Annotated in this window: 10 protein-coding genes; 7 read left to right on the plus strand and 3 right to left on the minus strand. The window is 69.1% G+C overall.

Translation table 11 applies throughout. The features are described 5' to 3' along the window. Positions 1-1,817: primosomal protein N' (locus AC1DZ6_RS08110; RefSeq protein ID WP_477096685.1), on the plus strand; the 1,817-nt coding region annotated here is incomplete at its 5' end. Positions 1,818-1,821: 4 nt separating this feature from the next. Here the strand turns inward: AC1DZ6_RS08110 and AC1DZ6_RS08115 are convergent. Next, entirely contained in the window at positions 1,822-3,396 is a 1,575-nt protein-coding gene (locus tag AC1DZ6_RS08115) for an MDR family MFS transporter (protein ID WP_477096686.1), read from the minus strand. Between the two features lie 235 nt (positions 3,397-3,631). Continuing rightward, positions 3,632-4,411: a TerC family protein gene (locus tag AC1DZ6_RS08120; RefSeq protein ID WP_477096687.1), complete on the minus strand. Its 780-nt coding sequence runs from the start codon at positions 4,409-4,411 to the stop codon at positions 3,632-3,634. 118 nt (positions 4,412-4,529) lie between these two features. Here AC1DZ6_RS08120 and AC1DZ6_RS08125 point away from each other — a divergent pair, with 118 nt between their 5' ends. The 5 genes from AC1DZ6_RS08125 (at position 4,530) to AC1DZ6_RS08145 (ending at position 10,496) form a co-directional block, all read left to right on the plus strand. After that, positions 4,530-5,627, plus strand: a complete 1,098-nt coding sequence (locus AC1DZ6_RS08125; protein WP_477096694.1) for an acyltransferase family protein — start codon at positions 4,530-4,532, stop codon at positions 5,625-5,627. A gap of 67 nt (positions 5,628-5,694) precedes the next feature. Beyond that, complete coding sequence (locus AC1DZ6_RS08130) at positions 5,695-6,387, plus strand: CHAP domain-containing protein (RefSeq protein ID WP_477096688.1); 693 nt, start codon at positions 5,695-5,697, stop codon at positions 6,385-6,387. Positions 6,388-6,438: 51 nt separating this feature from the next. Beyond that, positions 6,439-7,398, plus strand: a complete 960-nt coding sequence (locus tag AC1DZ6_RS08135; RefSeq protein WP_477096689.1) for a magnesium transporter CorA family protein — start codon at positions 6,439-6,441, stop codon at positions 7,396-7,398. Between the two features lie 68 nt (positions 7,399-7,466). Further along, positions 7,467-8,714: a pentapeptide repeat-containing protein gene (locus tag AC1DZ6_RS08140; protein ID WP_477096690.1), complete on the plus strand. Its 1,248-nt coding sequence runs from the start codon at positions 7,467-7,469 to the stop codon at positions 8,712-8,714. A gap of 111 nt (positions 8,715-8,825) precedes the next feature. Further along, a complete protein-coding gene (locus AC1DZ6_RS08145; protein ID WP_477096691.1) occupies positions 8,826-10,496 on the plus strand; it encodes a serine hydrolase in 1,671 nt (556 codons plus the stop codon). Positions 10,497-10,512: 16 nt separating this feature from the next. Here the strand turns inward: AC1DZ6_RS08145 and AC1DZ6_RS08150 are convergent, their stop codons facing one another. Further along, positions 10,513-11,403: a crotonase/enoyl-CoA hydratase family protein gene (locus AC1DZ6_RS08150; protein WP_477096692.1), complete on the minus strand. Its 891-nt coding sequence runs from the start codon at positions 11,401-11,403 to the stop codon at positions 10,513-10,515. Between the two features lie 66 nt (positions 11,404-11,469). Between AC1DZ6_RS08150 and AC1DZ6_RS08155 the strand changes: the two genes are divergently transcribed. After that, positions 11,470-12,261 carry an SH3 domain-containing protein gene (locus AC1DZ6_RS08155; protein WP_477096693.1) on the plus strand — a complete coding sequence of 264 codons (792 nt, stop codon included), beginning with the start codon at positions 11,470-11,472 and terminating at the stop codon, positions 12,259-12,261. The last annotated feature ends 150 nt before the right edge of the window (positions 12,262-12,411 follow it).

Below are 12,411 nucleotides of genomic sequence, written 5' to 3' on the forward strand. Positions count from 1 at the left end.
GGTCCCAGCCGGCCAAGGTGACGCCGGCGCGGCTGAAGGTGCTGGCGGCCGCGCAAGCCGGCCCGCTGGCCTCGGGCGCCCTGGCGACCGCCGCCGGGGTCTCGGCCGGCGTCGTGAAGGGGCTGGTCGACGAGGGCGTGCTGGCCGTCACCTGGATCGAACCGGACGCCAGCTTCCCGCAGCCGGACCTGTCGCTGCCGCCCCAGACCCTCAACCCCAGCCAGCGGGCCTCGGCCGACGTGCTGGGCGAGATGCTGGCCGCCGGGGGCTTCCAGGCGGCCCTGCTGGACGGGGTCACCGGCTCGGGCAAGACCGAGGTCTATCTGGAGGCCGTGGCCGCCGCCCTGGCCGCCGACCCCGACAGCCAGGTGCTGATCCTGCTGCCCGAGATCGCTCTGACCCAGGCGGTGATCGCCCGCTTCGAGCAGCGATTCGGCGCGGCCCCGGTCGAGTGGCACTCGGGCGTCTCGCCGCCCAAGCGCCGGCGGGCCTGGGAAGGCGTGGCCACCGGCGCGGCGCGGATCGTGGTCGGCGCCCGCTCGGCCCTGTTCCTGCCGTTCCGAAAGCTGCGGCTGGTGGTGGTCGACGAGGAGCACGACGGTTCGTTCAAGCAGGAGGAGGGCTTCATCTACCAGGCCCGCGACCTGGCCGTGGCCCGCGCCAAGATCGAGGGGGCGCTGGTGGTGCTGGCCTCGGCCACCCCGTCGCTGGAGAGCCTGTGGAACGCCCAGCAGGGCCGCTATCGCTGGCTGCGTCTGTCGGCCCGCCACGGCGCGGCCCAGCTGCCCGACATCGACCTGATCGACATGCGCGAGACCCCGCCCGAACCGGGCCGCTGGTTGTCGCCGCCGCTGATCAAGGCGGTGTCGGTGGCCCTGTCACGCGGCGAGCAGAGCCTGCTGTTCCTGAACCGCCGGGGCTATGCGCCGCTGGTGCTGTGCAAGGCCTGCGGCGAGAAGATGAAGTCGCCGGACACCGACAGCTGGCTGGTCGAGCACCGCTATACCGGCCGCCTGGTCTGCCACCTGACGGGTTTCTCGATGAAGAAGCCCGACGCCTGCCCGCACTGTGGGGCCAAGGACAGCCTGACCTCGATCGGCCCCGGCGTGGAGCGGGTCGAGGAGGAGGCGCGCCACCTGTTCCCCGACGCCCGTGTCGCGGTGTTCTCGTCCGACACGGTGTTCGACGCGGCGGGGGCGCGGGCCCTGGTCGAGAGCATGGCGGCCGGCGAGATCGACATTCTCGTCGCCACCCAGGCGGCGGCCAAGGGGCACAATTTCCCCAACCTCACCCTGGTGGGCGTGGTTGACGCCGACCTGTCCCTGCGCGGCGGCGACCTGCGGGCCGGCGAGCGGACGTTCCAACTGCTGGCCCAGGCGGCGGGCCGGGCCGGACGGCACGAGAAGCCGGGGCGAGCGCTTCTACAGACCTATTCGCCCGAGCACGGCGTGCTTCAGGCCCTGAAGGCCCAGGACCGCGACGCCTTCGTCGAGGCCGAGATGGCCATGCGCCAGGAGGCCGGCCTGCCGCCGTTCGGACGCCTGGCGGCGGTGATCGCCTCCGGACCCGATCCCGTGGCCCTGGAGGCCTATTGCAACGCCCTGGCGGCCGCCACGCCCAACGCCGACGGGGTCGAGGTGTTCGGCCCCGCCGACGCGCCGCTTGGCTTGGTGCGCGGCCGACGGCGTAAGCGCTTCCTGGTCCGGGCCGATCGGTCGGTGGACCTGCAGGGCTTCCTGGCCGCCTGGCGGGCGAGGGCCAAGGTCCCGAACTCGGTGCGCGTGGTGTTCGACGTGGACCCGTACAGCTTCCTGTGAACGCCTAAACCGGTTCCTTCTCCAGCACCGGTTCCGGCCCCGGCTGGCGCCCCCGCAGCGGCAGCTCCGGAATCAGGAAGATCACCACCAGTCCCGCGGCGATCACGAACAGCCCCGCCGCGAACACGCCGGTGATGGCGTGGGTCAGGGCCTGGGCCAGGACCGGGTCGGCGTGGCGGGCGGCGCCGGTCGCGGTGGCCTTCAGGGCCAGCCCCTGAAGGGCGCCCAGGTCGACGCCCTGGCCCTCGTTGGCCAGGCGGTGGGTCAGCAGGGCGCCGAACACCGCCACCCCGATCGTCGAGCCGATCTGGCGGAAGAATTGGTTGGAGCTGGTCGCCACGCCGATGTCGCGCACCTCGACGGCGTTCTGGGTGGCGATGTTGAACAGGCTTTGGCCGGGGCCGAGGCCCAGGCCGACGATGGCCATGCGCCAGCACAGGTCGGGCAAGGTGGTGTGGACGCTCACCTGGGTCAGCAGGCCGATCCCGACCAGCAGCAGCACCGCCCCGACGATCATCAGCGGCTTGTAGCGGCCGGTCTTGCTGACCAGCTGGCCGGCGGCGGTCGAGGCGACGATCAGCCCGCCCATCAGCGGCAGGATGGCCAGGCCGCTGGTCGTGGCGTCCACCCCCAGGCCCAGCTGCATGTAGAGCGGCAGGAAGGTCACCACGCCCAGGAAGGCCATCGAGATCAGGAAGCCGGCCAGGTTCGCGGTGGCGAACACCCGGTTACCGAACAGGCGCAGCGGCACCAGCGGGTTGCTGACCTTGGTCTGGACGTAGAGGAACAGGGCCAGGGCCACGGCGGCGAAGATGAACAGGCCGAGGCTCTGGGGCGAGCTCCAGGCGAAGTCGTGGCCGCCCTGGCTGAGGGCCAGCAACAGCGGCACGAAGGCGGCGATCAGCAGGATCGCGCCGACATAGTCGACCGCGCCGCTCCGCCGGTGCTCCAGCGGCGGCATCTTCACCAGGATCATGAACAGTGACAGCAGGCTGAGCGGGAGGTTGACGTAGAACACCCAGCGCCAGCCGGCGATCAGGTGCGAGCCGATCTGCACCGTCCCGTGATCGGTGAAATAGCCGCCGATCAGCGGGCCCAGCACGCTGGCCAGGCCGAACACCGAGCCGAAGATGCCGGCGAACTTGCCCCGCTCGCGCGGCGGATAGAGGTCGGCGATGATCGCGAAGGCGGTGGTGAACAGCGCGCCGCCGCCGATCCCCTGCAGGGCGCGGAAGACGATCAGCTGGACCATGCCGCTCATGCCCAGCACCGACCCGAACTCGCCTGACAGGCCTGAGAGCCACGACCCGGCCAGGAAGATGGCGATGCCCGCCAGCAGCACGGGCTTGCGGCCGTAGATGTCGCCCAGCTTGCCCCAGATCGGCACCATCACCGTCGAGGTCAGCAGATAGGCGGTGGTCACCCACGAATAGAGGGTCAGGCCGTTCAGCTCGGCGATGATCCGCGGCATGGCCGTGGAGACCACCGTCTGGTCCAGGGCGCTGAGCAGGAAGACGATCATCAGCCCGGCCAGGGTCGTCCGGCGCTCGGTGTCGGTGAAGGTCTGGGCGGTGGTCATGCGGCGGCGTCATCCACGGAGGCGGGCGGATGACATAAACATGCGGCCTCGCCACGTCACCTGCCGCCTGCAGCTTAAAGTCCGTCATCCCGGGCCTTGTGCCCGGGACCCCTCTGTCCGCCGCAGGCGCGGACGAGTGGCGCGCTGGCGCGCCATTGCACTTCACCTGCGGATTGAAGCAGGGATTCCGGGCACAAGGCCCGGAATGACGGCTGAAAGGTGGAGGGGGAGAGCTTTAGTGTTTTTGGCCCCCGCCCTTGCGCCGGGACATCATGTTCAAGCCCTCGACGCCGGCCGAGAAGGCCATGGCGGCGTAGATGTAGCCCTTGGGCACGTGCACCCCGAAGCCCTCGGCGATCAGCACCGCGCCGATCATCAGCAGGAAGCCCAGGGCCAGCATGACCACGGTGGGATTGTTGTTGATGAAGTTGCCGAGCGGATCGGCGGCCACCAGCATCAGGCCCACCGCGACGACGACGGCGATGATCATGATCGGCAGGTGATCGGTCATGCCCACGGCGGTCAGGATCGAGTCGATCGAGAACACGATGTCCAGCAGGATGATCTGGAAGATCGCGCTGCCGACGTTCGAGATCGCGGCCGTCTTGACGTCGGGCGCCGCGTCGCCGGTGTTGGGATCCACGCTGTGGTGGATTTCCTTGGTGGCCTTCCAGATCAGGAACAGGCCGCCGGCGATCAGGATCAGGTCACGCCATGAGAAGGCCGTCTCGAAGGTGGGTTCGCCGTGCGAGAGCGGACCGGCCAGGCCCAGGTCGAAGACCGGAGCGGTCAGGCCGACGATGAAGGCGATGGTCGAAAGCAGGACCAGTCGCATGATCAGGGCCAGGGAGATGCCGATCCGACGGACCCTCTGGCGGTGCTCGATCGGAAGTTTGTTGGAGAGGATGGAGATGAACACCAGGTTGTCGATGCCAAGCACGACTTCCATGACGATCAGCGTGACCAGGGCGGCCCAGGCGGCTGGGCTCGCGGCGAGTTGAAGGAGTTCGTTCATCGTACCGTTCTAAGTTCCGGTTCGGAAAACGCGTCATCGCCTACCCCCTTGTAGGCGCCGTTCATGCAAGGAACGCGACGGAAGCCCCCAGGCTTCGCCAAACCGAGATTTCGAGATGATGCCCGACGCCGCCAATATCAAGCCCCTGACGGCCCTTCGCTTCTTCGCGGCCTTCTGGGTGGTGCTGTACCACTATTGGCCCAACCTCTCGGCGGCGGTCCCGCCGGCGATGATCGGCAAGGGCTATCTGGGCGTCGAGGCGTTCTTCACCCTGTCGGGCTTCATTCTCTGCCACGTCTATCTGCAAGGCTTCGGGACCGGGACGTTCCGCTATGGCGACTTCCTGTGGAACCGGCTGGCGCGGGTCTATCCGCTGCACCTGGTCACCCTGGCGGGCGTGGGGCTGATGGCTGTCGCCGCGGGCCTGGCCGGCATCGCCGTCGATCACAACATGCTGGCCTGGAGCGCCCTGCCGGCCAATCTGCTGCTGGTCCAGGCCTGGGGCTTCGCGCCGGTCTCGGGCTGGAACCACCCGTCGTGGTCGATCTCGGCCGAGTGGTTCGCCTATCTCAGCTTCCCGGCCTTCGCCTTCGCCGCCTGGCGACTGCGCGACCGGCCCCGCCTGGCCGTCGGCCTGGCCCTGGCCCTGATCGCCGTCCTCTATCCGCTGTTCCAGAAGTTGGCGGGCTTTTCGCTGACCGAGGCGACGATTCGCTGGGGCTTCCTGCGCATCGTGCCGTGCTTCGCTTACGGCTGCGCCCTGCACGCCCTGTGGCGTTCGGGCGCCGTCAGCGGCCGCTTTTCCGGGGTGGGCGCCTGTCTTGCGGGCGCCGCCGTCCTGCTGGCCGTGCACTTCGGCGCACCTGATCATCTGATTGTTATCACCCTGGGTGCGTTGGTCGTGAGCCTCGCGGGCCTGGCCGCGACGGGGTCGACCTTCGCGACCCAGGCCCCGCTCGTGTATCTGGGCGAGATCAGCTACTCGACCTACATGATCTGCATCCCGTGGAAGATCCTGGCGGTCAATGCAGCGCTTAAGCTTCTGAAGATCGAGGGCGATCAGCTGCCGCTCTATGCTTGGCTGGCGGTGGTGCTTGCTCTGGTCCCGCTGTCGGCGATCTCGTACCATCTGGTCGAAAAGCCTGCCCGCGAGCGGATGAAATCTTGGGCTAGCAGCTGGAGGCAGCGACGCCCTGCCACAGCCGAGGCCGGATAAACAGACTTTTCATATTTCCCTGCGAGGGTTATCCCTTAACCCTAGTGACGCGGGGAGTACCCACAGCATGACGAAACGGAAAAGGGCCCTCTGGGGTTCCCTGGCCGCTGCCGCCATGATCAGCCTTGTGCCGATGTCCGGCGCGGTCGCTGACGGGTACTGGCAGTGCGTTCCGTTCGCGCGTCTGATGTCGGGCATCCAAATCTTCGGCGACGCCCGCACCTGGTGGAGCCAGGCGGTCGGCAAGTACGATACGGGTTTCGTGCCCAAGTCCGGCGCCGTCCTCTGCTTCAAGCCCACCGCCCGCATGAACCTCGGCCACGTCGCCTTCGTCAGCCAGGTGCTGACCGACCGCGTGATCCAGGTGACCCACGCCAACTGGTCGATCATCGACGGGGGCCGCGGCCAGGTCGAAAAGGACGTCACCGTCGTCGACGTCTCGCCGGCCGGCGATTGGAGCGAAGTGAAGGTCTGGTACGACCCGATCCGCGACCTGGGCACAACGGTCTATCCGACCCACGGCTTCATCTATCAGAACAACCAGGCGGTCACGATCGCCGCCGCGACCAGCAAGCTGGCCCTGGCCCAGAACGCCGCCGTCTCGCTGGCCAAGTCGGCCGCCAACCAGGTCGCCGCCTCGGTCCGCGCCAGCTCGCCGCTGGACATGATCAACCAGGCCGCCGATTCGACCGACCGGATCGCCGCCCTGATCGCGCAGTCCCAGTCACAAGACGCCGACAAGCCGCAACCCGCGCGTTGACGCCGTGCTCGCTCTGGGCCATGCCCGGCGCGTGAACAAGGCCATTTCCACATGCTGAGGGTGCTGCGCCATGGCGCGCCGGGTTTCGAGCCCGGCGGCTTGACGCCCGACTGGGTGCTGCCCGCCGACGCGGTGTGGATCGAGCTGGTCAGCCCGACCCGGGCCGAGGAAGTGGCGGTCGAGAAGTCGATCGGCCTGCTGCTGCCCACCCGCGAGGAAATGGCCGAGATCGAGGCCTCCTCGCGCCTCTACCAGGAAGACGGCGGCACGTTCATGACCGCCACGGTGCTGGTCAACGCCGACGGCGACCTGCCCACCGCCGCCCCTGTGACCTTCGTGCTGACCGGCCAGCGACTGGTCACCATCCGCTATGTCGAACCCAAGTCCTTCGCGGTGTTCGCCGCCCAGGCCGAGCGCCAGCCCAGCCTGTGCCCCAGCGGCGCCCAGACGTTCCTGGGGCTGCTGGACGCGGTCATCGACCGCACCGCCGACATCCTGGAGCGCACCTCCGGCGAGGTCGAGGCCCAGTCGCGGATCATCTTCAGCCGTCCGCGCGGCGGGGCGTTCGAGGCCATCCTCAACCGCCTGGGCCGTGCCCAGATCGTCAACTCCAAGGCCCGCGACAGCCTGGTCAGCCTGGCCCGCCTGCTCAGCTTCGCCACGCTGGCCGAGCAGTTCGAGGGTGACAAGGAACTGCGCGACCACCTCAAATCGCTGCAGCGCGACGTCCAGTCGATCACCGACCACTCCGGCTACCTGTCGGGCAACATCACCTTCCTGCTCGACGCGGCCCTGGGCCTGATCAACATCGAGCAGAACGCCATCTTCAAGATCTTCTCGGTGTTCTCGGTGATGTTCCTGCCGCCCACCCTGGTGGCCGGGATCTACGGCATGAACTTCGCCCACATGCCCGAGCTCGCCTGGCTGCACGGCTACCCGTTCGCCCTGGTCATGATGGTCATCGCCGCGGCCGGACCGCTGCTGTGGTTCAAAAGACGCGGATGGCTTTGACTTTTCGAGACAAACCGAACGTTTCCTTAAAGCTGTCCTGCAAGGCTCTCTGAAAAAGAGCCCTTCGCATGTCCGCCGCCCCGTCCACCCAGCCCACCACACCGCAGAGCCTGATCCGTTCGCTTCCGCTCAAGGCGTTGAAGGCCGTGGTCGAGGCGCACGCGCGCTATCTCAAGGGGCTGCCCAAGGGGACCCGCGCCAATCTCTCCTATGTCGATCTCGACAACGTCAACCTGGAGGGCGTCGACCTTTCCGAGGCCGACCTGACCGGCGCCCGCCTGTCCGGCGCCCTGCTGGCCCGCGCCGTCCTGACCCGGGCCACGCTCTACGGGGCGGACCTGCGCGACGCCGACCTGCGCGAGGCCGACCTGTCGCGCTGCGATCTGCGCGGCGTCTGCCTGCGCGGGGCCAATCTGAGCGGCGCCGACCTTTCCGGCTGCGATCTGCGCGAGGGCGTCACCGCCACCCAGGACAGCGTCGACGGCTTCAAGATCCTCCAGCATCGGGTCCGGCGTGGCGAGTTGGAGCACGCGGTGACGCAAGGGGCTAGGCTGGACGGCGCCCATGTGGGCGACGCCTTCGCCCGGGTGGCCGACCTGACCGACGCCGAGCTTTGCGGGACCAGCCTGAAGGGCGCGCGGCTGAACCGCGCGATCTTGAACGGCGCCAACCTGTCCCAGGCCAATCTCTACAACGCCGACCTCAGCGGCGCTTCGCTGCGCCGGGCCGTGCTGACCGGCGCCGACCTGGCCGGGACCACCTTCGACGGCGCCGACCTGACCGAGGTGCTGCGCGCCCCGCCGCCGATCATCTATGTCGACGACGCGCCGCTGCACGAGATTCTCGAGGCGCATGAGCTGTACGTGACCAGCGAGGGGCGCGACGGCGCGATCGCCAAGATCCCGATGGTCGACTTCCGCCCGCTGAAGCGGCTGAAGGGGCGCAGGCTGGCCGGCCTGTCGGCCCCGGGCGCGATCTTCTTCGGCATGAACCTGGAGAAGGTCGAGCTGCAGGGGGCCAATCTCTCCGACGCCGACCTGCGCGGGGTCAATCTGCGCGGCGCCGACCTGCGCGGCGCGCGCCTCGTCGGCGCCCAGCTGTCGCGGGCCGACCTGACCGGCGCCAAGCTGGGGCCGTTGAACATCGCCCAGGGCCGGGTGCTGCGCACCGACCTCAGCCGCGCCGTGCTGCGCGGCGCCGACCTGACCGGGGCCAGCGCGCACCGCGTCCGCCTGATCAACGCGGATCTGACCCGGTGCAAGCTGGACGGCTGCGACCTGACGAACGCGGAACTGCCGGAGGGGCTCGGCGGCTAGCCGACCCGGAGGTGGGCGCGGCCGTTCACCGACGAGCGACGCCGTTCACCGATGGCGCATTGGCGGCCCAAGTCCAGAGCTCTAGGGACGGGGCCTTCAACGGGGGTTCCCATGCGTCCAGTCGCTTATGTCATCGTCGCCGCCCTGTCCGGCGTCTTCGCCGGTCTCGGCCCCGCGGCGTCCGCTCAAACCCCGAAGCTGGATCWGGATACGGTCTTCGCATCGATCGCGCCGACGGGTCCCGGCTGCGTCGCGGGCGTGGCGATCGCCGGAGCCCCCGCGACGACGGTCGCCCGTGGGCAGGCCGACCTGGAGCATCCCGACCCGCTGACCCCGGCCAGCGTCTTCGAGACCGGCTCGCTGGCCAAGCAGTTCACCGCCGCGGCCATGATGCTGCTCGTCCAGGACGGAAAGCTCAGCCTGGACGACGACATCCGGCGCTATCTGCCGGAAATGCCGGACTACGGCGCGCCGGTCACGATCCGCCATCTGCTCACCCACACCAGCGGCCTGCGCGAACAGTGGAGCCTGCTGGCCCTGACCGGAAACCCGCCGGGAACCCAGGTGCACAGCCAGGCCGGGATCCTGGATCTGGCTTCGCGCCAAAAGGGCCTGAACTTCCAGCCGGGCGCGGAATTTCTCTACACCAACACCAATTACGCGCTGTCGGCGATCATCATCGAGCGGGTCAGCGGCAAGACGCTGCAGCAGTTCACCGACCAGCGCCTGTTCCAGCCCCTGGGCATGAGCCATACGCGCTGGCGCGAGGACTTCCGCACCGTCGTGCCCGGGCGCGCGAGCGCCTATGCGCCGGCCGACGAGGGTTTCGTCGCCAACATGCCCTTCACCAACGTCTACGGAAACGGCGGCCTGCTGACCACGGTCGGCGACCTGCTGGTCTGGAACGCGTTCCTGGACAAGCCGTCGGCCCTGCCCGGCGGCCCGGCCCTGGCGGTCGCCCTGCAGACCCCTGGGCGCCTGAGCGACGGCGCGCCGCTGGAATACGGCCTGGGCCTGGAGATCACCCGTGATCACGGCCGGCGGCTGGTGTCGCACAGCGGCTCGACCGGCGGCTACAAGACCTGGCTGGGCCGCTATCCCGACCAGGGGATCTCGATCGCGGTGATGTGCAACAACGGCGGGATAGACCCTGTCGCGATGGGAGAGCGGGTGGCCGGGCAGGCGCTGCTGGCGACGGGCGACGCTCAGGCCGCCGCTGTCGTGTCGGCGCCCAAGGCGGTCGCGGCGGCCCAGTCGCCCAAGGACTTCGCGCCGTATCAGGGCCTGTTCCGCAACCCCGTGACCGGCGAATTGGTCCAGTTGGAGGCGGCCGACGGTCAACTGACGCTGAAGCGGGGCCGGTCTCAAGCGCTGACCTGGCTGGGCGCGGACCGCTTCCAGAACCCCGACGGCGACAGCGTCCGGTTCGCCCGGAAGGGCGCGAAGGCGGCGGAATTCACCCTGAGCCACGGCGGGGCCGGTCAGCGCTTTGTCGCCGTGCCGGTCGCGACGACCGACGGCGCCGCGCTCGCCGCCTATGTGGGCACCTATTACAGCGCCGAGCTGGACACCCGGATCACGGTGCTCCGGCAGGGCGATCGCCTGGTCATGCGCCAGCCCTTCGCGGTCGAATGGCCGCTGAGCCCCAGCTTCGCCGACGGCTTCACCACGCGGCTGCGCGGAACGACCACCTTCGTGTTCGCCAGAGCCGCCGGCGGCGAGGTCACGGGCTTCAGCGCCTGGGCGAACGGCGTCCGCGACCTCGCCTTCGTGAGACAGTGAGGGGCTCGTCGGGTCTCTACATCCGCTTGCGCAGCGGGACGAGGTCCGGATAGGTCGGTTCCCGGCCCTGGGCCTTGGCCTGGAAGGCTTCCAGCATGTGCGGCGGCGAGAACATGCCGGTTTGCCAGGTGGCGATGTAGTCCAGGCCGTCCTTGATCGAGTGGTCGCGGGCGTAGTTGATCATCACCTTGCTGCCGGCCACCGCCAGGGGCGACTTGCTGGCGATCTCCCGAGCGGTGGCCAGGGCGTGGGCGACGACCTCCTCGTGGGTGGCGAACACCTCGTTGACCAGGCCGATGTCGCGGGCCCGGGCGGCGGGCAGGCGGCGTCCGGTGTAGGCCAGCTCGCGCACCCAGCCCTCGGGGATCAGCTTGCACAGGCGCGGGAAGGTGCCGACGTCGGCGGTCATGCCGATGTTGATCTCGTGGATCGTGAAGAAGGCGTCGGCGCTGGCGTAGCGGATGTCGCAGGCGCTGGTGAAGTCCACCGCCCCGCCGATGCAGCCGCCCTGGATGGCGGCGATCACCGGCATGCGGGCCTCGTCCAGGCAGCTGAACGTGTCCTGCAGGTGATGCACATGGCGGCGGAAGCTCTCGGCGGCCACGAAGCGGTCGGCGGGCTCGCCGCCGGTCACGCCCTCGCCGTCGGTGAACACCGACAGGTCCATGCCGGCGCAGAAATGCTTGCCGGTCGAGGAGATGACGATGCAGCGCGCGCGGGCGTTGTCGTCGATGTCGCGGATGATGGCCGGCAGCTCGTTCCAGAACGCCCGGGTCATGGTGTTGAGGGCCTCGGGACGTTTCAGGCGCAGATGCGCCACGCCTGTCTCGATCTCGACATCGAAGCAGCTATAGTCTGGCTTGTCCTGCACGTTCCATTCTCCCTTATCGTTGATCACTTGTATCATGGGGACGTCAGGCGCCAACGGGCCTTCCTTCGAAGGTCCGGAGTCTTGCAAAGGAGACCTTCCCCCATGGTCAAGCATTCGATCGTTACGACCACCGCGGTCGCCGCCGTTCTCGCCTCGCTGGTGGCGGCGCCGCTGCCGGCCATGGCTCAGTCCAAGGGCATCGGCGGCCTGTTCGGCTGCGAGGGCTCGGGCAAGAAGCAGGAAGGCGGAGCCCTGATCGGCGCCGCGGCCGGCGCCCTGCTGGGCCGCACGGTCGCCAAGGACAACAAGACCCTCGGCACGGTGTTGGGCGGCGCGGCCGGCGCGGCGGCGGGGGCCTATATCGGCTGCCGCATGCAGTCGACCGACCAGGCCCTGGCCCAGCAGGCCACCAAGCGGGCCCTGGACAACGGCCAGTCGGAAACCTGGAGCAATTCGCGCACCGGCGCCGCGGGCCGCATCGACGTGGTGTCCTCGTCCTACGGCCCGCCGCTCAGCGGCGACAACCTGCGCTTCGAGCGCGGCGTCACCGCGCTGCGCAGCTATGACGCCGTCGGCGGCGACTACACCGCCCGCTCGACCGCCAACCTGCGTTCGGGCCCCTCGACCAGCGGCAAGGTGGTCGGCAAGCTGTCGGCCGGCGAGCGGGTCGAGGTTCTGGGCGGCGCCCCGAACAGCAACTGGCTGCTGGTCGGCCGCAACGGCTACGGCGTGGGCTATGTCTCGTCCTCGCTGCTGAACCAGAGCGGCTATGGCCCGGCGCCCAGCTGCCGGATCATCAACGCCTCGATCAGCACCAAGGGCACGGCGCCGACCAGCGAGCGCTACAGCGCCTGCAAGGACGGCAAGGGCGAGTGGCAGCTGACGGCGGCTTGATGAAGGCCTGAGCCGGAGAGCACTTGCCCCCTACGGACCGCTTCGCGGTCGTCTTCCCCCATAGGGGGAAGAGGCGTTCAGCGCGACGGCCTCCGCCCCCTACGGGGGCGGACAGGCGGCGCAGCCGCCAGGTGGGGGCAAGTGTTCGCC

It is taken from the genome of Caulobacter sp. P1_B12_2 (assembly GCF_056406675.1).